Origin of the sequence: Prevotella multiformis DSM 16608 (assembly GCF_000191065.1) — a bacterium.
GTDB lineage: Bacteria > Bacteroidota > Bacteroidia > Bacteroidales > Bacteroidaceae > Prevotella > Prevotella multiformis.
On sequence record NZ_GL872283.1, the window covers coordinates 212,776 to 238,947 of the forward strand.

General features: G+C 50.5%; 17 protein-coding genes and 1 CRISPR repeat array. Of the genes, 13 read left to right on the forward strand and 4 right to left on the reverse strand.

Features of this window, described 5'->3' with window-relative positions:
- Positions 1-45: 45 nt before the first annotated feature.
- From HMPREF9141_RS06230 to cas2, 13 genes are all read left to right on the forward strand, one after another.
- The gene (locus HMPREF9141_RS06230) at positions 46-1,488 is read left to right on the forward strand and encodes a THUMP-like domain-containing protein (RefSeq protein WP_040554926.1); all 1,443 of its coding nucleotides are present in this window, start codon (positions 46-48) and stop codon (positions 1,486-1,488) included.
- A gap of 176 nt (positions 1,489-1,664) precedes the next feature.
- Positions 1,665-3,200, forward strand: a complete 1,536-nt coding sequence (locus HMPREF9141_RS06235) for an endonuclease (protein WP_007367753.1) — start codon at positions 1,665-1,667, stop codon at positions 3,198-3,200.
- A gap of 177 nt (positions 3,201-3,377) precedes the next feature.
- On the forward strand, positions 3,378-3,644 hold the full coding sequence (locus tag HMPREF9141_RS12920) for a hypothetical protein (RefSeq protein WP_007367754.1): 267 nt from the start codon (positions 3,378-3,380) through the stop codon (positions 3,642-3,644).
- 445 nt (positions 3,645-4,089) lie between these two features.
- A complete protein-coding gene (locus tag HMPREF9141_RS06240) occupies positions 4,090-5,241 on the forward strand; it encodes a hypothetical protein (protein ID WP_007367756.1) in 1,152 nt (383 codons plus the stop codon).
- A 284-nt stretch (positions 5,242-5,525) separates the two neighbouring features.
- A complete protein-coding gene (locus tag HMPREF9141_RS06245; RefSeq protein ID WP_007367758.1) occupies positions 5,526-7,487 on the forward strand; it encodes a DNA topoisomerase IV subunit B in 1,962 nt (653 codons plus the stop codon).
- Positions 7,488-7,703: 216 nt separating this feature from the next.
- Positions 7,704-7,880: a GxxExxY protein gene (locus tag HMPREF9141_RS14000; protein WP_007367759.1), complete on the forward strand. Its 177-nt coding sequence runs from the start codon at positions 7,704-7,706 to the stop codon at positions 7,878-7,880.
- A 37-nt stretch (positions 7,881-7,917) separates the two neighbouring features.
- Entirely contained in the window at positions 7,918-8,091 is a 174-nt protein-coding gene (locus HMPREF9141_RS14005; protein ID WP_370991954.1) for a GxxExxY protein, read from the forward strand.
- Positions 8,092-8,259: 168 nt separating this feature from the next.
- Positions 8,260-9,843, forward strand: coding sequence for a S41 family peptidase (locus HMPREF9141_RS06255; protein ID WP_007367760.1), 1,584 nt, complete (start codon positions 8,260-8,262; stop codon positions 9,841-9,843).
- Positions 9,844-10,213: 370 nt separating this feature from the next.
- Positions 10,214-12,469: a polyribonucleotide nucleotidyltransferase gene (gene pnp / locus HMPREF9141_RS06260; RefSeq protein ID WP_007367761.1), complete on the forward strand. Its 2,256-nt coding sequence runs from the start codon at positions 10,214-10,216 to the stop codon at positions 12,467-12,469.
- A 657-nt stretch (positions 12,470-13,126) separates the two neighbouring features.
- Positions 13,127-13,465: a hypothetical protein gene (locus HMPREF9141_RS13575; RefSeq protein WP_169309944.1), complete on the forward strand. Its 339-nt coding sequence runs from the start codon at positions 13,127-13,129 to the stop codon at positions 13,463-13,465.
- A complete protein-coding gene (locus HMPREF9141_RS06270) occupies positions 13,459-15,066 on the forward strand; it encodes a hypothetical protein (RefSeq protein WP_007367765.1) in 1,608 nt (535 codons plus the stop codon). The genes HMPREF9141_RS13575 and HMPREF9141_RS06270 overlap by 7 nt, the downstream gene beginning before the upstream one ends.
- A gap of 15 nt (positions 15,067-15,081) precedes the next feature.
- On the forward strand, positions 15,082-16,014 hold the full coding sequence (cas1, locus tag HMPREF9141_RS06275; RefSeq protein ID WP_007367766.1) for a type II CRISPR-associated endonuclease Cas1: 933 nt from the start codon (positions 15,082-15,084) through the stop codon (positions 16,012-16,014).
- Between the two features lie 6 nt (positions 16,015-16,020).
- The gene (cas2, locus tag HMPREF9141_RS06280) at positions 16,021-16,362 is read left to right on the forward strand and encodes a CRISPR-associated endonuclease Cas2 (protein WP_007367767.1); all 342 of its coding nucleotides are present in this window, start codon (positions 16,021-16,023) and stop codon (positions 16,360-16,362) included.
- Between the two features lie 684 nt (positions 16,363-17,046).
- A CRISPR array of direct repeats spans positions 17,047-19,320; the repeat unit is 47 nt; unit sequence GTTGTTGTTGCTACCACAAAGGTAGGAATTTTCAAGCAAATCACAAC.
- A 148-nt stretch (positions 19,321-19,468) separates the two neighbouring features.
- On the opposite strand, the gene HMPREF9141_RS06285 is transcribed toward cas2, so the two are convergent.
- From HMPREF9141_RS06285 to HMPREF9141_RS06300, 4 genes are all read right to left on the reverse strand, one after another.
- Entirely contained in the window at positions 19,469-20,605 is a 1,137-nt protein-coding gene (locus HMPREF9141_RS06285; RefSeq protein ID WP_007367769.1) for an AAA family ATPase, read from the reverse strand.
- Between the two features lie 150 nt (positions 20,606-20,755).
- Complete coding sequence (locus tag HMPREF9141_RS06290; RefSeq protein WP_007367770.1) at positions 20,756-23,236, reverse strand: outer membrane beta-barrel family protein; 2,481 nt, start codon at positions 23,234-23,236, stop codon at positions 20,756-20,758.
- Between the two features lie 612 nt (positions 23,237-23,848).
- Entirely contained in the window at positions 23,849-24,658 is an 810-nt protein-coding gene (locus HMPREF9141_RS06295) for a DUF3108 domain-containing protein (protein ID WP_007367771.1), read from the reverse strand.
- 458 nt (positions 24,659-25,116) lie between these two features.
- Positions 25,117-26,163, reverse strand: a complete 1,047-nt coding sequence (locus HMPREF9141_RS06300) for a ribonucleotide-diphosphate reductase subunit beta (RefSeq protein WP_007367772.1) — start codon at positions 26,161-26,163, stop codon at positions 25,117-25,119.
- Between the last annotated feature and the right edge of the window lie 9 nt (positions 26,164-26,172).

Below are 26,172 nucleotides of genomic sequence, written 5' to 3' on the forward strand. Positions count from 1 at the left end.
AAAAGGAGAGGAGATAAGACGAAAACAAGAGTCAAGGAAAACAAGATGAGGCGAAAAGATGAGAAAAGGCCTTCAGAACAGCCACTGCCACGATATGTCCGGGATGTTCTGAGCAGACATGACATTTCACTCCCCTCTCCATTCGGAGAGGGGCTGGGGGTGAGGCTTCTTTCCCTCCAAGCCCCCCGCTACCCCGACATCGATATGCCCTTCCTGATCGACCAGATAACCGGATGGCAGACGGCACGCACGAAACTGCCGTCGTGGGCGGCGAACGAGGACATCCTCTATCCGCCGCATCTGTCGATGGAACAGTGCTCAAGCGAACAGACAGCAAAGTACAAAGCACGCCTCGCCGTCCGCCTTGCCGATTCGGTCAATTCTGCCGATTCGGTCAATTCAGCCAAATCTGTCGATACCGTTTCCCCGCACCTATCTTCTTCCTCCTCCACCTTTTCCCCGGCTGACAACCGCCTGTCACCCCATGATTCGTCCAGGTCCGTACAGCCACATTCCCTCCCCCGGAGGGACTTGGGGAGGTTTCTCTGCGACCTCACAGGCGGCTTCGGGGTCGACTTCTCTTTTATGGCACGTGCCTTTGAACGGGCCGTCTATGTAGAACGGCAGGCTGCACTCTGTAAGACAGCACGTCATAACTTCCATGCCCTCGGCCTGGAACACGTCGAGATCGTCAATGCCGACGGTACGGAATACCTCCATCAGCTTGCCCATGCGTCGGTGATCTTCCTCGATCCGGCACGTCGAAACGAACAGGGAGGCAGGACGGTGCTCATCAGCGACTGCACGCCAGATGTCCTGGCACTGGAAGAAGAACTGCTGGAAAAGGCCGGTGCGGTCGTGATAAAGCTCTCGCCGATGCTCGACTGGCACCGTGCCGTGGACGAGCTGAACCGTATGGGGGAGGTCGTCCGTGAGGTTCACATCGTCTCAGTGCGCAATGAATGCAAGGAACTGCTGCTCGTCCTGCGGAAAGGAAATGGCCCGGCAGCGAACGCTCCTGCGGACGGTCTGCGTGTGTTCTGCGTAAACGATGACAGCATCGTGTCGTATGGGCTGGGGGAGATTTCCGGTCTGTCGCAACACATCCTACCGGCTGCTCCTGCGGCCGGGCAGTATCTTTATGAGCCGAATGCGTCGCTGATGAAGGCCGGCTGCTTTGCTCTGCTCACCGTCCGCTATCCCCTTTCCGCACTGGGGCAGAACACGCATCTTTTCGTCTCAGATGAAGACATAGCCGCCTTCCCCGGGAGGAAGTTTGTCATTACGGCGGTTTCGTCGTTCAACAAGAAGGAGCTGCGCCGTACCTTGTCGGGAATCGACAGAGCCAATCTTTCCGTGCGCAACTTCCCCATGAGCGTCGCCGACCTGCGCCGTCGGATGAAGATGAAAGAGGGCGGTGAGACGTATCTTTTTGCGGCGACTGATGCCCATGGCACTCATCTGCTGTTTGTCTGCAGGAAAACTTAGCAGCTTGTTTGCCATTGTCAATAGATTTCCTTATCTTTGCATCCGCACCGTTGTTGACCTCTGTGAGAAACTCCCGGGCCTTTCATAGCGGTGTATGGACAGGTATGTATCTGTTTATCAGCTAATTGGACAATAGATTTCTATGATAAATATTTACGATTAAAAACCTACAAACAATGAACAGGTATTTTAGGATGATCATCGCCGCCGCGCTGATCGGTGTCTCAACGTCTGCCAATGCCATCGACCGCAACGCATTGGCACAGTATGCTTCCTCACTGAAAGGACTGAAGAAGGAACAGCTGAAACAGAAACTGCACGAACTGATGAACGAGAAAACCGTGCTGGAGTATGGAAGTGGAAAGAGAAAAACCTGGTACGGCTTCTGGTACACCGACCGTGATTACAAGACCAATGCGTGCATCAACCGGTACAGCGAGCACTCATTCACGTTCCCGACAAGCAATGAGGGCAGGTCTATCAAAGGCATGAACATAGAACATTCCTTCCCAAAAAGCTGGTGGGGAGGAACGGTGACCCCGGCTTACTGCGACCTCTACAACCTTTATCCCTGTGAAGCTGTAACGAACCGCGACAAGAGCAACTACCCGATGGGAATCGTGACTGACGTGAAGAAGGCCGCGGCAAAGGGCTACACCAAGATCGGAAGAGGCAATGCCGGCGGCGAAAAACTGATGCTGTGGGAACCCGGCGACCGTTTCAAGGGTGAGTTCTCCCGCAGTTATATGTACATGGCCACCACCTACCAGGATTACGTGTGGGTCAAGGCCGGTACCCAGAGCCTGGAACGGAATGACTGGCCGACACTGAAGCCGTGGGCTTACACGCTTTATCTCAAGTGGAGCCGCAAGGACCGTGTGGACAGCATGGAGATTGCCCGCAACAATGCGGCAGCCAAGATCCAGCACAACCGCAACCTTTACGTGGACTATCCGAATCTCTGCGAATACGTATGGGGCGACAGCATGGACGTGGCCTTCGACCCTTACCGGTCTGTCACGACCGCTTCGGATGATGACCGTTACACAGGTGCAGTCGTTCCAGACACACCGGACACACCGGACACACCTGACACACCCGATACGCCGGACACGCCGCAGAGTATTACCTTCGTGAAGACAACGGCGATGCCGGAGTCGGGCAAGCGTTATCTGATGGTGGCAGAGGCTGACGGGCAGTGCTATGTCTGCACGAGTCTGGACCGGAAATACGGCTATCCGAAAGGTACAAAGATGGCAGACGACAACGGGAAAATGGCTGCTTCCGATGCAAAGATGATTCTCACCTTCGAGCAGGGAACAACCGGTTTCTACATCAAGGATGGCAACGACAAGTATTATGGACAGGAGGAGGAATTCCAGACCATCCGGTTCCTTGACGACAAGAGCAAGGCCGCAGAATGGACGGTGGCCCCGAAGGGGGACGGGGCGTTCAGGATTACCACTTCTGCGAACCATATCATCCAGTACTCTAAATCGCATCAATCCTTCGGAGCCTATAAGACCGAGGATGGCAGCAAACCTTACCCGATGCTCTATGTGGAGGATAAGACAGCGGGAATCGCTGCATTGCGGACTGCTTCCGCCAGTGACGATGCGGTTTACAGCCTGCAGGGTGTACGCATACCGGCTGATGCACGGCTGGCTCCGGGCATCTATATCCGCGGCGGCAGGAAGTTTGTCGTCAGATAACCCGTCGTCTGACAGGAGACGGTATTGGAGTCAGGACAGGCGGATGTGTCTGTCCTGACTTGTTTTTTCATGTGTCCACATGATCCGCAGCTTCCTCTTTCTGGAAAACCGGTTTGCGCATACAGGCAGGCTGTCGCCCAATGGCCCAGGGCAGGCTGCCGGCAGGAGGCGGTTGGAATGATACCTGATAAAATGGGTTCTTCCGTTAAATGCGTAGATTGGAGAATAAAGGCTTATGCACTGGCAGGATATGACCGTCCAAAAACAGATGGCCTTAAAAAGGAGGATGAACTGAAAGATGAAATGCAGGAAAGGCCAATAGATACGATGCCTGACCATCAGCCTGTCTTTCCGTCTTCCACAGACAACCTTATTCCCATGTCATCGGTATTTGTAAACTGTTTTCATGCAACCCAAACTGACACATGCCCTTCTGGCTTCTAAAAGATGCCTGATTGACCTGCAACAGGTGCTCTATTAGCGTGTTACTAACGCCCTTTTGAAGTCCAATCAGGCACCTTTGGGGGACGGCTTGACAACCAATTGATTGACTGCTGGTTACAGACTTGCTTTTTGCACGTGTCCTTTTATATCTGCAGATGATCTGTTTGAAATTATGTAATGACTTTTCAAAATCTTGTCTGTATTTCAACGTATTAAAATGAAAAGGCTTTTGTATCGGAGGATGATAACAGGACAGGAAGTTGACCGTCTCAGCCATGTATTTGTTTCATGAATCATCTCGGTTCTTCCGTTAAAGCTATGCGAAAAGCATCCGCACATTGAACGAAAGAAGCGATAAAATGCCGTTCAAGATTTGCCAATCTGCCTTTTTATTAGTACTTTTGCACGTTTAAGACAAGGAAAATAACGAATTTAGAATAACGGAATGTCATCAGTTCAGATAAAGAGAGTAGAGACGAAGAAAGACCTCAAGGATTTCATCGAGTTCCATTATGATCTCTACGAGGGCAATCCCTACGATGTGCCCAATCTCTACAGTGACGAGTTGAACACGCTGTCGAAAGACAGGAATGCGGCCTTCGACTTCTGCGAAGCTGAGTATTACCTTGCCCTGAAGGACGGCAGAGTAGCGGGGCGCGTGGCTGCCATCATCAACCACAAGGCCAATGAGAAGTGGAAGAAGAAGGACGTGCGGTTCGGCTGGATCGACTTCATCGATGACATGGAGGTGTCACGTGCCCTGTTCCAGGCCGTCGAAGACTACGGCAGACAGAAGGGCATGGAAGCCGCCGTGGGACCGCTGGGCTTTACCGACATGGATCCGGAGGGAATACTGACGTGGGGCTTTGACCGGCTCGGCACGATGGCGACCAGTTACAACTACGCGTATTATCCGCGGCACATGGAGCAGCTGGGCGGCTGGGTGAAAGACAATGACTATGTGGAATATTACCTTGAAGTGCCCGAAAAAGCTCCGGAGAAGTACACGAAGATTGCCGAGATGGTGGAGAAACGCTACAACCTCCATGTGCGAAAGCTGACGAAGCGGGACATCTTCGAGGGAGGCTACGGCAAGAAACTCTTCGACCTGATCAACCTGACGTATGCGGACCTGTACGGCTTCTCGGAACTGAGCGACCGGCAGATAGACCAGTACATCAGGATGTACTTCCCCCTGGCCGACCTCAGCCTCGTCACGGCTGTCGAGGACGGCAACAAGGACAACCAGCTGGTGGGCATCGCCATCACCATTCCCTCACTGAGCCGGGCACTGCAGAAATGCCGCCGCGGACGGCTTCTCCCCTTCGGATGGTGGCATCTGCTGCGCGCCATCAAGTGGCACAAGACCGAGGCCGTAGACCTGCTTCTGATAGGCGTGCTGCCTGAATACCGGGCAAAGGGTGCCAACGCCCTTGTCTTCGCCGACCTCATCCCGCGCTATGTGGAGTATGGATTCAAATGGGGCGAGACGCAGGTGGAGATGGAGACCAACGAGGGCGTGCAGAGCCAGTGGGGACCGCTGGATCCCATCAACCACAAGAAACGCAGGTGTTACAGGAAGAGCCTGACGGACTGATAGAGGACCGGAGGCTGACGATCCGCCTGCATATCGGCCGTGAAGCGTCGGAGGCAGGCGGAAGACAGCTGACTCCCTGCCGCACAGCGGGAGACTTTTGACCATCAGGTTCTCTGCATCCTGATACGACTTGCCGGACGAGGGGAAGCCCGGTTACGGTCTGCTTGTCCGGCACCGGCGGCACACCCTGTTCATGCACGATGCCCCCGCCATTCATCCCTCCTGTTCCCCCGAAAGACAGACAGCCCCCTACCACTCACCATTCATTATCCATTATCCGCTATATGAACCCATCATCATCAACCATCACCCCCGACGCATCACCGGTAGAATATACCGACGACAACATCCGGCACCTGTCGGACATGGAGCATGTACGTACCCGGCCGGGGATGTACATCGGCCGGCTGGGCGACGGCAAGCTGCCGGAAGACGGAATCTATGTGCTCCTGAAGGAAGTAATCGACAACTCGATCGATGAGTTCAAGATGAATGCCGGCGACCGGATCGAAATCGACGTGGAAGACAACCTGCGTGTCAGTGTCCGCGACTACGGCCGCGGGATTCCGCAGGGCAAGCTCGTCGAGGCCGTCTCGGTGCTGAACACCGGCGGAAAATACGATTCCAAGGCTTTCAAGAAGAGCGTCGGACTGAACGGTGTAGGTGTGAAAGCCGTCAATGCGCTCAGTTCCCATTTCGAGGTGAAGAGCTACCGGGACGGCAGGGTACGTGAACTCACGTTCGGGAAAGGCAACATCCAAAACGACAGAACAGCGAAGTCTTCGGATGAAAGCGGGACATACATCTACTTTGAACCGGACAATACGCTCTTCAAGAACTACAGTTTCCATGATGACATCGTGGAGGAGATGCTCCGCAACTACACTTACCTGAATACGGGCCTGACCATCATGTACAACGGACGGCGTATCCTCAGCCGGCATGGACTGAAGGACCTCCTGACGGACAACATGACCGTAGACCCGCTGTATCCCATCGTCCACATGAAAGGAGAGGACATTGAAATAGCCTTCACACATACCAACCAGTACGGAGAGGAATACTATTCTTTCGTGAACGGGCAGCATACCACGCAGGGCGGCACGCACCAGACGGCCTTCAAAGAGCATATCGCGAGGACGATCAAGGAGTTCTTCGGCAAATACGAATACGGTGACATCCGCAACGGACTGGTGGCGGCTATCGCCGTGAACGTCGAGGAACCGGTCTTCGAGTCGCAGACGAAGATCAAGCTCGGTTCCACCCAGATGGCACCCGACGGCGAATCCATCAACAAGTACGTGGGTGATTTCATCAAGACAAACGTCGACAATTATCTCCATATACACAAGGAAGACTTCACGGACATACTTGAAAACAAGATCAAGGAGACCGAACGGGAACGCAAGGCGATGGCGGGCGTGACGAAACTGGCGCGTGAACGTGCCAAGAAAGCCAACCTGCACAACCGCAAGCTGCGCGACTGCCGTGTGCATTACTGCGATGTGAAGAACAACCGGAAAGAGGAAAGTTCCATCTTCATTACCGAGGGGGATTCGGCCAGCGGAAGCATCACCAAGAGCCGGGATGTAAACACACAGGCGGTGTTCTCGCTGCGCGGCAAGCCCCTCAACTCCTTCGGACTGACGAAGAAGGTGGTGTATGAGAACGAGGAGTTCAACCTCCTTCAGGCTGCCCTTGACATCGAAGACGGCCTCGACTCGCTGCGTTATAACAAGGTGATCGTGGCGACGGATGCTGATGTGGACGGCATGCACATCCGTCTGCTCATCATCACCTTCTTCCTGCAGTTCTTCCCCGAACTCATCAAGAAAGGCCACGTCTATGTACTTCAGACCCCCCTCTTCCGTGTCCGTAACCGCCGGACGAAGATAAAAGACAAGCAGGTCATTGCCGATGCGGATGCCCACCGTGCCAAGAACGAAAAGAAGAACGATTTTATCACACGTTACTGCTACTCAGAGGAGGAGCGTCTGGCGGCCATCTCCGACCTCGGTCCCGAGCCTGAAATAACCCGATTCAAGGGTCTCGGTGAGATTTCACCTGATGAATTCGCCCATTTCATCGGTCCTGACATGCGCCTCGAACAGGTTACCTTGCACAAGAACGACCAGGTTTCCAAGCTCCTGGAATACTACATGGGCAAGAACACGATGGAGCGTCAGAACTTCATCATCGACAACCTCGTCATTGAGGAGGATCTGCCGGAGGAGGAAGGGGAGTAAATGCTTTTCTTTGAAAAAACGCATTAGAGGTGATCTTTTATGTGTGTAACAAGGCTCACACAGAGTCAAGGAGAACACGGAGAAGAGGAAATGACTTTAGCATAGTGGAAGATGGGGGATTGATGGGAGGATAAAGATGCAGAGACAACAAATAGCATCATACTTTCAAACGTCAATCTGTTTATAAACAATTTGGATTATGACATAAAGAGGGGCATGGAAGAAATATCAGATGATTACACGTATCGGCTTTTAGCATGTGCTTACACTGTCCACTCTTTATTAGGCCCTGGACTATTAGAGAGTGTTTATGAGAAGGCGTTGACGTATGAACTGACACAGAATGGATTTAAAGTAGAAAGGCAGGTGCCTGTCGCAGTGCTATATATATAAAGGAATAGAACTTGGTGAAAGCTATCGTTTGGATTTGTTGATTGACGAAAAAGTCATCATTGAAATTAAGTCGGTGGTAGAGTTGCTGCCAGTACATTTTAAGCAATTGCTGACTTATCTGAAGCTGCGGGAACTTAGATATGGATATTTGATAAACTTTGATGCCAATATGCTTAAGGATGGTATTCACAGGGTCCTGAATGGTTTTTAGTGATTACTCCTTAAACTCTCTTGGTGCTTTAGCACCTCTTTAGACTCTTGACCGTTTTCTACAAGAATCTGTCTTTTTCTCCCTCTGTGCTCTCCATGTCTCTGTGTGAGACCGCATTTGGAAGAATAATGGATATAAGATGAAAGAACGTGATTTTATAAAGTTCAAATGATGAAAAAAGCTATTATTATATTATTAATGATGTCTCTGTTGCCTGTTATTGGTAAGGCACAGATTAGAGGTAACATTGGAAACGCTTCTCCATTGCGGAAGCTCCAGCTGGCGGAGATGGCGATAACGAACTTCTACGTGGACTCCGTGGACGAACAGAAGCTGGCGGAGGATGCCATCAGAGGCATGCTCGAGAAGCTCGACCCGCATTCCACCTATACCGACGCCAAGGAAACCAAGGCGATGAACGAACCGCTGCAGGGCGACTTCGAGGGAATCGGCGTACAGTTCAATATGATCAACGATACGCTCGTCGTGATCCAGCCTGTCGTCAACGGCCCTTCCGAGAAGGTGGGAATCCTTGCCGGCGACCGGATCGTGAACGTCAACGACTCTTCCATAGCCGGCGTCAAGATGGCACGCATCGACATCATGAAGCGGCTGCGTGGCAGGAAAGGGACGAAGGTGAAGCTGGGCATCGTCCGCCGGGGCGTGAAAGGCACGCTGACCTTTGTCGTCACACGCGCCAGGATTCCCGTACATACCCTCAATGCCGCCTATATGATCCGGCCGGGCGTGGGCTATGTCCGCCTGGAAAGTTTCGGCATGAAGACGCACGGAGAGTTCATGTCGGCAGTAGACTCACTGAAGAAAAAAGGCATGAAGACGCTGCTCCTCGACCTCCAGGACAACGGCGGCGGCTATCTCCAGTCTGCCGTGCAGATCGCCAATGAGTTCCTGAGGAACAATGACATGATCGTCTATACCGAAGGACGCCGGTCCCGCCGGCAGGACTTCCGGGCAATGGGCAACGGCCGCCTGCAGGATATCAAGGTCTATGTGCTGGTCAACGAACTGTCGGCATCGGCCGCAGAGATTGTCACCGGAGCCATCCAGGACAATGACCGGGGGACGGTCGTCGGTCGAAGGACTTTCGGGAAAGGGCTTGTACAGCGGCCGCTCGACCTCCCCGACGGCAGCATGATCCGGCTGACCATCGCCCATTACTACACGCCCAGCGGCCGCTGCATCCAGAAGCCGTACAAGAAAGGCGACCTGAAAGACTACGAGATGGATCTCGAGAACCGGCTCAGACACGGCGAACTGATCCATCCGGACAGCATCCATTTCTCCGATTCACTGAAGTATTACACCCTCCGGCGGCATCGTGTCGTGTACGGCGGCGGCGGCATCATGCCCGACTGTTTCGTCCCGCTCGATACGACCCGTTTCACCCGTTTCCACCGCCTCCTGGCCGCCAAGAACATCATCATCAACGCCTATCTGAAGTATGTGGATGCAAACCGGCAGGCACTGAAGACCCAGTACAGGTCGTTCGACGCATTCAACAAGACGTATGGCATACCGCAGTCGCTGCTCGATGCAATCGTGTCAGAGGGAAAGAAAGAGAAGATAGAACCGAAAGATGCCGCCGAGCTCAAGACGACGCTTCCTTACCTCAGCCACCAGCTGAAGGCACTCGTGGCTCGTGACCTCTGGGACATGAACGAGTACTTCCGGGTATGGAACGAGCAGAGCGATATCGTCAACAAGGCCGTGCAGCTGGCAGCCGGCAAGTAGAGGGACAGCGTACGGCAACCGCTTCAGACGGATTTCAGCAGGCCGCCAGAAGGAAGTGAAGGAGAATATACGGCAGATCCAGCGCATTCCCGCCGGTCTCCAGCCTCCCGGACAGCCACACCGAGAGGGCAGGTTTCATGGAACGCACATGTCGACAGGAGTGTTTCCGCAACCTCCCGGATTCGACGGAAGAGCCAAAATATCTCCGTATTTATTTGTGTGTTACATATATAATAGGTAAATTTGCACGGATTAAATTTTGTGGAACGCGTGAGAAGGTAAGCGTCATGGCAGCGGAGCTTCGCCAGAGGTTACCCCCTTTTGGTTCCCTAAGATGTTGGTCAAAACAATAAGTATTTTAAAATTTTAGATGAACGTAATTACGAAAACAGTTCAGTTGCCAGATGGAAGAACCATCTCAATTGAAACCGGAAAGGTTGCAAAGCAGGCTGACGGCGCAGCGGTACTCCGCATGGGAAACACCGTACTTCTCGCCACTGTTTGTGCAGCCAAAGAGGCAGTTCCGGGCACAGACTTCATGCCTTTGCAAGTTGATTATCGCGAGCAGTATTCTGCCGCAGGCCGTTACCCAGGCGGTTTCACCAAACGCGAAGGCAAAGCCAATGACGATGAAATCCTTACATCACGCCTTGTGGACCGTGTTCTCCGTCCACTTTTCCCATCAGATTACCACTGCGAGGTCTATGTACAGGTCATGCTGCTGTCGGCCGACAGCGTTGACCAGCCCGACGCCCTTGCAGGGTTTGCAGCATCCGCAGCACTGGCTGCATCAGACATCCCCATCGAACACCCCACCTCAGAAGTCCGCGTAGCCCGCATCAACGGCGAATACGTCATCGATCCTACCTTCGAGCAGATGAAGGAGGCAGACATGGACCTCATGGTCGGTGCCACCAAGGACAACATCATGATGGTCGAGGGCGAGATGGACGAGGTTTCCGAGCAGGACCTCATCGGTGCTCTGAAGGCTGCGCACGAGGCCATCAAGCCTATGTGCGAGATGCAGGAAGAACTTTCGAAGGCCTGCGGTACGGACGTGAAGCGCGAGTACGACGATGAGATCAACGACGAAGAGCTGCGCGAACAGGTACGCAAAGAGACCTACGACGCCTGCTATGCCGAGGCACAGAGCGGCGACAACGACAAGAAGCACCGCGAGGAGACCTACGAGAAGATCAAGGCAGACTTCACCGAGGCATACGATGCGGCCCACACAGACCTTTCAGAAGACGACCTCGAAGAAAAACACGCAGAAATCGACCGTTACTTTGCAGACGTGCAGCGCGACTCCATGCGCCGCAGTGTCCTCGACACCGGCAAGCGCATGGACGGCCGTGCAACAGACGAGATACGTCCTATCTGGTGCGAGGTAGACACGCTGCCGATGCCCCACGGAAGTGCGCTCTTCCAGCGGGGCGAAACCATGTCGCTCTCTACCTGCACCCTCGGCACGAAGATGGACGAGAAGATGATCGACAACGTACTGGAGAAGAGCTACCAGCGTTTCCTCCTCCACTATAACTTCCCGCCGTTCTGCACCGGTGAGGCCAAGGCACAGCGCGGCGTAGGCCGCCGTGAGATCGGCCACGGCCATCTGGCATGGCGTGCGCTGAAGGGCCAGATTCCGGCCGACTTCCCCTACACCGTCCGTCTGGTAAGCCAGATCCTGGAGTCCAACGGCTCGTCTTCCATGGCGACCGTATGCGCCGGCACGCTGGCGCTGATGGATGCAGGTGTCCCGATGAAGAAGCCGGTATCAGGCATCGCAATGGGTCTGATCAAGAACCCGGGCGAGGACAAGTACGCCGTACTGAGCGACATCCTCGGCGATGAGGATCACCTGGGCGACATGGACTTCAAGACGACCGGTACCCGTGACGGTCTGACCGCCACACAGATGGACATCAAGTGCGACGGTCTGTCATTCGAGATTCTTGAGAAGGCGCTCATGCAGGCAAAGGCCGGCCGCGAGCACATCCTCAACCTCCTGACCGACACGATCGCAGAGCCGCGTGCAGAGATGAAGCCGCAGGTTCCACGCATCGTGCAGCTGGAAATCCCCAAGGAGTTCATCGGTGCCGTCATCGGCCCCGGCGGCAAGATCATCCAGCAGATGCAGGAAGATACAGGCGCCGTCATCACCATCGACGAGACCGACGGTGTCGGCAAGGTGCAGGTTTCCGCTCCCAACAAGGAGTCGATTGATGCCGCTCTCGGCAAGATCAAGGCGATTGTCGCCGTACCGGAAATCGGCGAAATCTACGAGGGAACGGTACGCTCCATCATGCCTTACGGCTGCTTCGTGGAGATCCTGCCGGGCAAGGACGGTCTGCTCCATATCTCCGAGATCGACTGGAAGCGTCTCGAGACAGTAGAGGACGCAGGCATCAAGGAGGGCGACAAGATCAAGGTCAAGCTTCTCGACATCGACCCGAAGACCGGCAAGTACAAGCTCTCACGCCGTGTACTGCTCGAGAAGCCGGAAGGCTATGTCGAGCCGCAGCGCCGGCCGCGCGGAGACCGTCGCCCACGCCGTGACGGTGAACGCCGCCATGACGACCGCCGGCCGCGCCGCGAGTTCAGCGACGGCGAGAACAACGATTGATCGTCCGTTCTCCCTATAATAGACTTTTAAAGTCATGAGAGGCTTTTTAAATCCCCCCGCAGGCGGCTTTCAACCTGCGGGGGGATTTGCTTTACACACCTGAAAACGTGCCTCTGTCCAGCTGTCACATCAACTTGTGACACACCCTCCGCCGGTTTTGAATTAGTTTTACAGATAGAACCAGTGTCTTCCCCTTTTTCTGCGACTTTCCGGCCCTGTAAACAGGGAGGACCGACTGCCCGGATTCCAATCATCCGTCACCTGCATTCCAACCGATGCCCGATTGCACGTCAAGTGGTGCTTTCTTGAAGTCCAAGTAACGCCCTTTTGCAAGGGAATCGGGCATCTTTTCCAATGGGTCTGCTATGTATCTGATAATAAGGTTCTTGCAATCCCCCCGACCCGGTTTATATCGGTCGTCTTCACGTACATCGCTTAAATCCATGGGAAATAGGACGATACCGGTTCCGGCATCGCATCCATGAGTAAATTATCTGAACAAAAACAGTCCATGGCCTGCATCAGGAAGCAGCGGAAAGGATAGATTCCTTTCTGCAATCAGTGGCGGACCTCCCCCATTGGGGCAGACTTCCTTGCTGCCGCCCGGTGCAGAAAGGAGGGACAGGATGCAAAATAAACAGGCAGACCGTTGGGAATGTGGAAGTTAATGTCCTCAACCTCCGGCTGTATGACAGGACGGACGACAGAGAGGTAACTGCCGGGTATCTGCCGACAAAAGAAGACTATGTCAGGCTGTTCGTTTATCTGAACGACCGGAAAGAGATCAACCAGGATACATTGCTGAAGGACTATTTCAGACTGAAGAAAGTGAAATGCGGCAATGAGAAGGAGTTCGCCATCCGGTGGAATTACATTGAAGACAAAGAAAAGAAATACCCCTGCAACGAGACGAGGCATGAGCTGCTGGCCGCACTCGACAGAGCCGGCATGGAGCACGGCTGGCTTGACGACAGCGGTACATCAGCAAGGTGGTGAAAGGCCTGCTTTCCAACATCGTACGGACGGCAGAGGAGAGAGAGGAGACATCAAAGTTCGTCATATCCTGTACCGGCAGGATTACCGACAGGCTGAAACAGGACTGGGGACTGAATGATGTCTGGAACAGCCTTGTATATACCCGTTTCAAACGGCTCAACGAACTGACGGAGACAGAAGCCTTCGGGCATTGGCAGGACAAAGACAGACGGGTGTTCCAGACTTCCGTCCCCCTGGAACTGCAGCGCGGGTTCAGCAAGAAGCGGATAGACCACCGACACCATGCAATGGACGCACTGGTGATTGCGTGTGCCTCCCGAAACATCATCGGTTATCTTAACAACGAGTCTGCCGAAAGTCCGGAGAAGCGGGAAGACCTGCGCCGGAAACTGTGCGACAAAAACCACATCATCCGGAAGCCATGGGAAAGCTTCACACAGGATGCCCGTGCAGCGCTGGAAGACATAGTCGTCAGCTTCAAGAACTATGTCCGCATCATCAATAAAGCCACGAACTACTATGAGCGGTACGATGCCGACGGCAGGAAGACAAAGGCAGAACAGAAAGGAGGGGAGATGTGGGCAGTCCGAAAGCCGATGCACGAAGCGACCTATTATGGAAAGGTCAATTTAAGAAGGAAGGAACGGGTCAGCCTGAAGGCGGCTTTGGAGGATATTCCTTCCATCTGCAACAGGGATCTGCGCGACTATATTAACGGATTGGTGGAAAAGCATTTCAACAAGGAACAGGTGCTGGCTCAATTCAGGAGCGTCGGCAACCGATGGAACAAACAGCATATCGACAAGGTGGATGTCTGGCGGTTCAGCGACGGAAAGGAAGAAATGGTAGCAACAAGGAAACCGCTTGACACCTCGTTTGATGCCAAACGCATCGAAGCTGTCACCGACACGGGAATCCAAAGGATTCTCTCAAACTACCTGGAAGCAAAGGGAGGAGATCCTAAGATAGCCTTCACACCGGAGGGAATAGCCGACATGAACCAGCATATAACGGCTTATAACAACGGGAAGCAGCACAAGCCGATATTGAAGGTGAGAGTCTCTACAAAGCTCGGAAAGAAATACCCCGTAGGACAGACAGGCTGCAAAGCCGGGCAGTTTGTGGTTGCAGAAGCCGGGACCAACCTCTACTTTGCAGTCTATGAAGATGGGGAAGGCAACCGGAGCTACGATACGATTCCTTTAAATGAGGCGGTAGAATGTCTGAAACAGGGACTTCCACCGGTTCCCGAAACGAGAGAGAAAGGAGACCGTCTGAAGTTTTATCTCTCACCGAATGATCTTGTGTATGTACCGGCGGGAGACGAGGAGAATGAAATAGACAGAGAACGGATCTACAAGTTTGTTGATTCCAGCGGTACGACAGCGAACTTCATCCCTCACAGGACAGCCGGACTTATTTACAATGTGGACAAGAAACTGGCCGAGGCATTGTGTAATGGCAGCATCATTCAGAATGAATATGGCGTAGGAAGTCAGCAATCCAAAAATCAGAAGGCACTGACAGGGGAAATGGTCAAGGCCGTCTGCTGGAAACTGGAGGTAGACCGGTTGGGGAACATTCTTAGAATCATAAAGTAAAGACCGCACAGAACCATGATAAAGAAGACCCTTTGTTTCAGCAGCCCTGCCTATCTGAGCCTGGGCAATGCGCAGCTGGTGATCCGGCTGCCTGAAGTGGAGAACAATGAGACGCTGCCGCAGAGGATGAAAAAAGAAGCCGAGCGCACCATCCCGATAGAAGATATTGGGGTGGTGATGCTCGACAACCGGCGCATCACGGTTACGTCAGGAGTCCTGGAAGCACTGCTGGAAAACAACTGTGCCGTCATCACCTGCGACCAGAAGGGGATGCCGGTCGGGCTGCTCCTCCCTTTGTGCGGGAACACGACACAGAACGAGCGGTTCCGCTTACAGCTAGATGCCTCTCTTCCTTTGCGCAAACAGCTCTGGCAGCAGACGGTAAAGCAGAAGATTCTCAACCAGGAGCGTGTATTGCATGCAAACACGGACAAGAACACCGGCTGTATGCGTGCGTGGGCGAATGACGTACGCAGCGGCGACGCCGACAATCTCGAAGGGAGAGCCGCCGCATATTATTGGAAGAACCTTTTTGCAGGTCATCCCGGCTTCGTCCGTGACAGGGACGGGGCACCACCCAACCATCTGCTCAATTACGGTTATGCCATCCTGAGGGCTGTCATAGCCCGGTCATTGGTGGGAAGCGGACTGTTGCCCACACTGGGTATTCATCATCATAACCGTTATAATGCTTATTGTCTGGCCGATGATGTGATGGAACCATACCGCCCGTATGTCGACCAGCTGGTCATCGACATCATCCGTCGTAATGAGGATATATCGGTTCTGACGAAAGAACTGAAGATGCAGCTTTTGATCATCCCCATGCTGGATGTTGTCGTCAATGGAAAACGAAGTCCGTTGATGATTGCCGCACAGCAGACGACGGCCTCTCTTGTCAAATGTTTCTCGGGAGAAATCCGACGTGTCAGCTATCCGGAAATGTAGGTTATCATGATGCGGCTTGATCGTTTCAATGAATATCGGATTATGTGGATTCTCGTGTTCTTCGACCTGCCTACGGAAACCAAGAAGGAGAAGAAAGCCTATGCTGACTTCCGTAAGTCCTTGATGAAAGATGGATTCACTATGTTCCAGTTCTCTATTTACGTACGCCATTGTGCGAGTATGGAGAATGCCGAAGTCCACATGAGACGGGTTCGGGCAATGCTCCCTAAGATCGGGAAAGTTGGCATACTGTGTATTACGGATAAACAATTCGCCAATATACAGCTTTTCTACGGGGAAAAGCCGAAACCTCCCAATGCTCCCGGACAGCAATTGGAACTCTTTTAGACTAAGACCTATGAAAAGTGGGCTCTTCCGTTAAATGCGTAGATGAAGCTCTTTGATATTTATGGGATGTCAAAGGATCTGTATCACGTATCAAGTTATATGCAACATTGATTTACAGTTGGTTGGGAAATAAGTTCGTGACGTTTTGGAAGACAAACACAGATCTTCCCATAGTGTCAGCAATCGTACTATTTGTTCTGCACCATAAAGTCAGTGAAAATCATACAGATAGCAAAAATTTAGGAACTTATTGTTCCTCAGATACTTATAATACATATTATTAATAAATTACGTGTTTAGTTACGGAATTAATGATAAAAGTATCAGTTGGAGTATCTTTCTCTGAATGTTTGGATAAAAGTCATTCAGATTATAGTTTCCTGTAACGGTTACTACTTGAAACAAAATAAAACTGGATAAATGTGCCTGTATTTCCGGTAAACAAAGGCTATAGGAATTTCAAGCATTATTTTCCGAACAACAATAGTTTAAAATGCACCTTCAATAAGAGTTTCGTAGAAGTAATGGTAAAACAGACAAGAAGTACCCATATTTTTCTTATTCCTTATGTCATAGCAAGCAAAAAGTCCCACACTTTAAAGTGTAGGACTTTTGCCTTGTGGTATTTTTTATTTTCCAAACGACAACCCATCCATCTGATAGTCAACCATTTGTCTTCAATGAGTTGTTGTTGCTACCACAAAGGTAGGAATTTTCAAGCAAATCACAACAACTTCGAACTGCACCGTGTTCTGCTGGAGGTTGTTGTTGCTACCACAAAGGTAGGAATTTTCAAGCAAATCACAACGTCTCTTGGTCAGTCCAGTCAAATACCAAGTTGTTGTTGCTACCACAAAGGTAGGAATTTTCAAGCAAATCACAACAAATTTTTCAAATTTTTAAAATGAAATGAGTTGTTGTTGCTACCACAAAGGTAGGAATTTTCAAGCAAATCACAACAATAAAGCCACGGAGGTAATACTTTTCCAGTTGTTGTTGCTACCACAAAGGTAGGAATTTTCAAGCAAATCACAACCAAACTCGTTGTTTCCTATGCTTCTGTTAAGTTGTTGTTGCTACCACAAAGGTAGGAATTTTCAAGCAAATCACAACTGAAAGACAAACAAAATAACTATATGTATGAGTTGTTGTTGCTACCACAAAGGTAGGAATTTTCAAGCAAATCACAACATATTCAAATGGAATGATACAGACATTAAGGGTTGTTGTTGCTACCACAAAGGTAGGAATTTTCAAGCAAATCACAACCAGCGTGTATAATCACTTGTACGGTATGCAGTTGTTGTTGCTACCACAAAGGTAGGAATTTTCAAGCAAATCACAACTATAAAGAACATATGAAACATAGCGAAGAGGTTGTTGTTGCTACCACAAAGGTAGGAATTTTCAAGCAAATCACAACTGGTTAATATAGACACTATAGATTTACCTAGTTGTTGTTGCTACCACAAAGGTAGGAATTTTCAAGCAAATCACAACCGTGTAGGGGGAAGAACCGTCTATTGCAGGTTGTTGTTGCTACCACAAAGGTAGGAATTTTCAAGCAAATCACAACAGGCTTACGGCAAGGCATCGGTCTTAGACGGTTGTTGTTGCTACCACAAAGGTAGGAATTTTCAAGCAAATCACAACTGCTCTCTACCCTACCCTAACCTATCCCGGTTGTTGTTGCTACCACAAAGGTAGGAATTTTCAAGCAAATCACAACTGGTTGATGGATAAGTATGAGCGTGTTGCTGTTGTTGTTGCTACCACAAAGGTAGGAATTTTCAAGCAAATCACAACTGAGAAAGAATCTCCTTGCGAAAATCCTCAGTTGTTGTTGCTACCACAAAGGTAGGAATTTTCAAGCAAATCACAACCTATCTTTGCCTTTTATAAGTCTTGGTTTGGTTGTTGTTGCTACCACAAAGGTAGGAATTTTCAAGCAAATCACAACGGTATTCGCTTGAACGCAATCGGTCGTAGGGTTGTTGTTGCTACCACAAAGGTAGGAATTTTCAAGCAAATCACAACGGGGTTTAATCTTTAGTTTATGAATCCATTGTTGTTGTTGCTACCACAAAGGTAGGAATTTTCAAGCAAATCACAACAACTCTTTTCTTCTTATACTCCGCTTTCTAGTTGTTGTTGCTACCACAAAGGTAGGAATTTTCAAGCAAATCACAACAAATCGCTTTGATTACCCAATTCTTAACAGTTGTTGTTGCTACCACAAAGGTAGGAATTTTCAAGCAAATCACAACTGACCCTTTGGATAACAATTCTGTTTCGTGTTGTTGTTGCTACCACAAAGGTAGGAATTTTCAAGCAAATCACAACGTGCCATGGATTGGCAGAAGCACTATCGTGTTGTTGTTGCTACCACAAAGGTAGGAATTTTCAAGCAAATCACAACAACTTATTTCGAGGGTGATAAAATTAAGTTGTTGTTGTTGCTACCACAAAGGTAGGAATTTTCAAGCAAATCACAACATGACCGAAAGCTTTGCAACGTGCCGTTTTGTTGTTGTTGCTACCACAAAGGTAGGAATTTTCAAGCAAATCACAACGATTTTGATGTGATTCGTGAATTTATATGCGTTGTTGTTGCTACCACAAAGGTAGGAATTTTCAAGCAAATCACAACTACTCGCATCGTTAATTGTGTTAAAGTAAGGTTGTTGTTGCTACCACAAAGGTAGGAATTTTCAAGCAAATCACAACTCATTCGTGAATTCGTTTGCCTGAACGCTGGTTGTTGTTGCTACCACAAAGGTAGGAATTTTCAAGCAAATCACAACAGCGTAATGCCAGCAACTTGCGCATTCCAGGTTGTTGTTGCTACCACAAAGGTAGGAATTTTCAAGCAAATCACAACTTGGTGTCAAGAATGGCGTTGCTGGTCATGGTTGTTGTTGCTACCACAAAGGTAGGAATTTTCAAGCAAATCACAACATGTTGTAAGTGTAAGTAGGGAATTAACTGAAATTCCCTACTTAATGAATATGAAGTTTGAAGTTATATAATCGTCTTGAACATGCTGAATATGAAGTTTGAGGCGATATCATCGTCATGAACACTTAGATGAATAGGAAACTCAGAATTATACCATCATTCTTCTTTGGAACCACTTGTGAAAAACAGGGTCGGTTATTTTCAGTTCTTCTCCTTCCTTTTCTATCAGGTCACGTTCCAGAAGGGCTGTCTTCAGCCGGTTCACATTGGAATAGCTGCCTAAATGGTACTTCTCCCGGACTTCCGACAGTGTAAAATTCTTCGTGACGCCGGTGCAGATCGCACGCAGGAAGTTAAGCTGATATCCTGATAGCGGCTCCACCATCTGCATGAAAAGCACTTCATTCGTAGCAAGAAGATCCTCCGAAGCCTGTTTTATGTCCGCCTCGTCCACACGCTCCCCTTCCTCTTTCTGTGTGTAAACAAGCCAGGACAACTGCTGTACATAAGCCGAATAATTGTCCGTGAACCTGCAGATTTCCTCTGCCAGAGCTGTGCTGATGGTCCTTTTGCCGTCTGCAAAGTGGCTGACAATATATTCCACCCATTCGGCCGTCGGAATCTTGTCCAATGCTATCAGGTCGCCGAACTGATAGAAAGGCATACTGTGGTGCAGGAAGATGCTGCCCATCAAGTGATGCTTACTACCGAAAAGACAGTAGGACACGTGCTGCTGGTGCTGCCAGACACTCCTCAGCCGTGCCTGTACCTGTTTGCTGTCGGCCATTTCGCCTATCTGCTGGAATTCATCTATGCAGACGATGATACGTTTTCCTTTCCTCACGGCAATCTTCTCGACCATTCCGAGAACCTCTTCAGGCGTATGCGTCTTCGGCGTTATCCCTAAAGAAATGGCAAAATCGCTGTTCGGTTCAGGGCTGAAGGAAATCCGCGGTGTAAGTCTGTACAGGAAGTCCCGAGCCTCTTCGAGCCACATGCTCCGCTGCGAAGCGGTCTGCTTCAACACTTCCGATGCCAGCCTATTGTAAAAGTCGTACTCACTTTTACAGCCGAAGATGTCCAGATAAACCGTAAGGATGTTGTCGTCCGGGTCGAGTCTGCCACACACGTGTTTCACCAGGGAAGTTTTTCCCAACCGTCGCGGGGACATCAGTATGACGTTGATGCCGCCCCTGAAATCATTCAGGAGCCGTTTCGTTTCCTGCGACCTTCCAATGAAGTTGTAGTCGGAGACCGCCACACCATAAACAAATTTCCTGCACATGACGTTACGTTTTCAGTTTGTTTTACGAATGCAAATATAGTAATAAAACGGCAATCACACAAGCAGGTGTCACACAAAATTGTGTGACACCTGCTTGTGTGATTGCCAATATGCTTTCTACAAGATAGTTACATATATTCTTCCATGACTTTACATACCGCCGCCGGCACCCATTCCCATGCCGTTCATCTGCTGGTTGTTCTTCTTCTCCTGGAAGTCGTTAGAAATGTTGCTCTTGTGTGTCTGGAACTGCTTCTTGGTGTTTCCGAAGTTCCAGGTGACGGTCAATGCAACCTGCTGGGCTGGAATCCGGATGTTCATACGGTTCTCGAAGCCGGCTCCACGGCTGTACTGGCTGATCTTGATCTTGCCCGTCAGCGGTACGAAATACATCAGACTGATGTCGAGCTTGTCCTTGACAAGACTCTTCGAAAGCGACGTGTTGAACATATTGAAGCCGCCGTTATACCCCTGCAGGGAATATTTCTTCGTCAGTCCACCCACGAACATACTCCATTTCAGTTTCCACGGCAAGGTCTGCTGCAGTCCCAGGAATCCCGTGGCCTGCCATCCATGGCTGTGTTCGCCCAGCTGGTTGGAACGGATGTCACCGTAATCGACTCCTCCGTTGAACATGATACGGGTCTTCGGCGTGAGGGCATAGTTCATGAAAGTAGTGAAATTCGTCCAGCGGCTGCGTACGATATTGCCGTAGGTAGTGTTCAGAACCGTCCCGTCCATGAAGGAATACTGCTCGATCTGGTTGTTGGCAAACGATTCTCCCAACGTCATGTTGACCATGAACTTCGGTGTGAAGTAGTTGAAGACAAAACTTATATTATGGCTTTTCTCAACGGCCAGATCCGGGTTGCCATAGCTCAGCACCGTCGGGTTGGAACGGTCGACATACGGGTTGAGATAGCTGATTCCGGGGCGGGTGATGCGCATTCCGTAGTTCACACCGATGTTGAATCCTGCCGAGATATTATAAGTAAGACTGGCCGACGGCACCAGATTACCGTAGTTCTTCTTGAAGTCGCTGCCCGGACCGATGATGAACTCCACGTTCTCCCATGTATGTTCATAGCGCAGACCGGCCTTTGCTCCGAACTTGCCCAGCGTCGCACTGTATTCGGCATACTCGGCAAGAATGTTCTGGGTGTTCTTGTAATTGACGCTGTTGGCTGCATTGTAGACCTCGTTCCCGCCCGTGATGTCATAGTACTTTGAATCGGACGAGTTACGACGGGAGATGAATTTCAGGCCGGCATTCAGCGTCTGTCCCTTGCCCAGCGGCGTGGTGAAGTCCGCCTGTACCGTATGTTCCGTACCCTGTGTCTTCGCCTCGGAGTAGAGGTCGTGCAACGGAATGGTCACATTGCCCGGTATCGGGTCGTAGACACGGCGGTTGTCGTTCTCTGCCGGAGAGGTTGTGAAAAGATAGCTCAGCATCAGGCTGCTTGTACGCTCTTTGTTGAAGAAACGCTGGTAGTCCACGCTTCCGTTGAAGCTCATGTTGGTGTTCTCCATCGTCATCTCGTTGCCGTAGGAGAAGCCCGCAGCTCCGTATGGACCGCCTGAGAAACGTGTCAAAGGATGCCCGTCGTTCTTCATAGAGAAAGAAGTAAGCCCTACGGAGGCACCGATGTTGCTCATCGAGTCAAGTTCATATCCCAGGCTGATGCTGTTCATCGTGAACGGGATGCGTGTGTGCCCTTCCTGCCAGTAGTCCATGCGTGACCCGTCGGCCGAGGTACGGTTGATTTCCGTTACAGTCCCGTTGATCAGGGCCTTGCTGTACATGACGTTGGCACTGTAGGTAAGTTTTCCCTGCTGTCCGCTCAGGAAGCCTGAGGTGCGCCATCCCCTGCTGCTTGCTATTAGGCTTACATTGCCGTTGTAGCCGTTCATCTTCACCTTTCCCTGTCCGTCGGCATGGTTCATGACGATGTTCAGCACACCGCCGACACCTTCCGCATCGTATTTTGCTCCCGGGTTCGTAACCACTTCTATCGACTTCACGGCCGATGCCGGCATCGACTTGAATATCTGTGACGGGCTGGCCGAGAACATCACGTTGGGTTTTCCGTCCACATAGACCTTGAAGGAACTCTGGCCGTTGACGGTGATATTGTCCTGTCCGTCGACCGTCACCATCGGGACTTTGCGAAGCATATCGAGTACCGTGTTCGTCTTGGCATCGTTGTCGGCCTGTACATCATACGACATCTTGTCGGTCTCCATCTTCACCAGCGGCTTCTGTGCCACCACCTCAACGCCTTTCAGCTGCTTGGCATCGTCCTGTACAAGAAGCTGTCCGAGGCTGATCGTGCCTCCTGCCGCCGTCAGCTGTACCTTGCGTACGATTTCCTTGCGCCCCATCGAGCTGAAAGAGATGAGGTAACTGCCCTGTCCGGTCACTTTCTGGGCGAACTTCCCGTCCTGTCCCGTGACCGACATGGCTACCGGCTTCTCGCTTTTTCTGCCTTTGTAGACTCTGACTGTAGCGAACGGCTCTCCCTCATGGGTCAGAGAATCGAGCAGCTCGCCTGAAATAACAGATGTCTGACCTTGTGCGGCCATGGAAACCAACAGCAATACATAGGTGAACAACAATTTTCCAATTTTCATAATAGTATGTTTTATGGATCTCAAGTTACGGTATTATAACTTTTCGCCTAAATAATAGAATCATTTAAAATTAATATTTTAAGCATACTTTGTAAGGAGGTCGACAAGACTGCCTGTCTGCAAATTCATCCTAATCAAGTGTACCACTTATATAACACACTGCAAAAGTAGGATAAATATTCTGTCCCTGCAAATGTTTTTCCTAAAAAATAAGGTACTCATAGAAAATAATGTGCTCAACCCTTCATGCCACCTTAATTATATAGAAGCCGGATCGGATTTCGGCACTGCACTGCATTCTTTTACTGCACTCTGCTCCCTCCCGGCAATAAACAGTAAGGTTGTGCGCCATCGAAACGACCGGTGTTGACCCTTAACACGGCTGGCGTTGACCGACGACACGATGAGTGTCGGACATCAGTGCAACGACAGGATGCGGAACCGGTTGCATTCCCGTCACAAAATACTACGCAAACGGCCTGCCATAAGGCTATTTCCAAAAGCCTGTAAAGGGTGTGCAGACATCAAAAAGGCTTTCTCCCGTAACACAAAAAGGATACAAGAGAAAGCCTTTCTTACCTAAGATAAAAGCAAGAAGAATGTATTTTCACCCTATCTCACCTGTGAGGTGACCGGACTGTTGATGCCTTTCATCGCTACCAGGAAGGCCTTGGCAGAACCGAACTTCAGGCGCATATCAAGGCGGACGGGGATGTGGTTCTTGTCATCAGTGACGTAAAAACTGGCAATGTCGCGCCACTTCTCGTCTTCATATTCATAATAGGTAAGACGCAGACAGCGGTACTTGTGACCATTGTCAGCCTTTATGTTCTCCTTTCCTAAATAGACGATGCGGGCGGCATGCCGGCTGTTCCCATCTACGATAGGGAACTTCACCACCTCGCCTTTCTTCCAGCTTTCAGGATTGAAGCTGCGTGCCCGAAGAAAGATGCTCATCATGTCGAAAGAACAGTCATCGTAGGTGCGCTCCATCCACTGATGCTTGCCTTCATTGTTAATTCTGTGCTGGCGCAGCCTGCTCCTGCCGTTCGGATAGGAATAAAACACCTCATCCACCGTGTAACGCTTCCCTTCCCTGGCTCCCTTACGGAAGTAGAGCGGTTCCATCTGTTTCGAGTTATAAGTGAGGAGGGTGTCGCGCAGCACGAAATAATCGTCCAGCCGACCGTTCCCACGTGTGGTGAGCGAAGCACGGTAAGCCGGAATACCTTTGTAGGTGGACGAGACCGTGTACCATGATGCCGTACCCGCTTTGACCCAGATGAACTTCCAGTTGTAATAGAGGTTGTACGTCAGGTATTCGCCGCTGCTGAAAGCCGTGTTGCGGAATGTACACTGTGCCGACGCACTGACAGCCGTCATTGCCAGGAGACAGACTATATAATTCTTCAGCTTTTTCATATTCTCAGTTTAATCCGTTCAACTTATATATTATTCTTTATTTCTCTCTTTTGAAAGAAAAAGAATGTTTTAGTATGATAGGCTGTGGATTTGTGCAGAACTTTTCTGCCGTTTTCTTGGCAGGATGGTTATCAACCCGTGGTAGCAGCTTGTCGACAGGTTGTGTTTATATTTTCTGTCTGGTATTCAGCTGCTATACCCGTTTATCCACATTTTCCACAATCGGTGCAAAGATAATAAGTTTATATCTTTTTTAGCGTGTAAGTTGTGTAAAACTTCCCTAAAACGGCGTGAATAACTCTGTGGATATCCACGATGCGCTGTCTGCTTCCGTAGCTGTGTGGATATCCACAGGGTTATGAAGGAGTTATCCACAGGTTTTTCCACAGGGTTATCCACAGAATGATATGGGTTCTAGTGGTACTGGCTGCTGCCAGAGAAGCCAGCCATGTACTTCCCTACAGGTCATCCGCCAGTGCCGTGCTCTTGGCGTATGCCGTGCTCTTGGCTTCAAAGAAGTCTGTCTTTACCATGTTGGCATTGGAGTACTGCCCTACCCATTTCATGTTCTCCGGCTCTTTCCGGTTGTCGTCATAGAGGAAGCCGAAACCGAGGCCTGACCAGCGGAGGTTGCCGAGATAACGGATGTAATCGGACACCATCTGTTCGTTCAGTCCCTGTACATCATTGCCGATGACGTATTGTCCCCATGCTATTTCCTGCCGTACCCCCTCACGCATCATGTCTTCATAAACCTTTATTCTATCGGGTGTGAACATATCCGGTTCCTCTTTCTTGAGTTCGAGGATGATGCTTCGGAAAAGCCAGAGATGGGTGTTCTCATCCCGGTTGATGTATCGGATTTCCTGTGCTGAGCCGGACATCTTTCCGTTCCGGCTGAGGTTGTAGAAGAACATGAAGCCGCTGTAGAAGTAAATGCCTTCGAGGATGAAGTTGGCAATGAGCGTTTTCATCAGGCTGAACTTGTCACGCTTTTCATGGAACTCGTTGTAGCAGTCGCCGATGAACTTGTTGCGGTTCAGCAGGTGTTCGTCCGTCTTCCACTGGTAGAGAATGTCGTTCCGTTCCTCCGGACTGCAGATGGTATCGAGCATGTAACTGTAACTCTGGCTGTGGATACATTCCTGAAAGGCCTGGATATGCAGACAGAGGTTCACCTCGTTGGCAGTGATGTATTCGCTGACGGTCGGCAGGTTGTTGCTCTGCAGGGAATCGAGGAAGACGAGGAAGCTCAGTATCTTATCGTAAGCCGTACGTTCTGCCTTGTCGAGCCGTGGATAGTCTTTGAAGTCCTGTGACAGGTTGATTTCCTCCGGAATCCAGAAGTTGTTCATGGCCTGTCTGTACCAGTCGCTGACCCATGAATACTTCATGTTGTTGAAGTCGTTGAGGTTGGTGGTGTTGCCACCGATCATTCTTCTCAGGCGCAGGTCGGTATCGCCTGAGGGATTGAATAATGTGTTACGTTTCAGTTTATTGTCCATTGTGTGAAT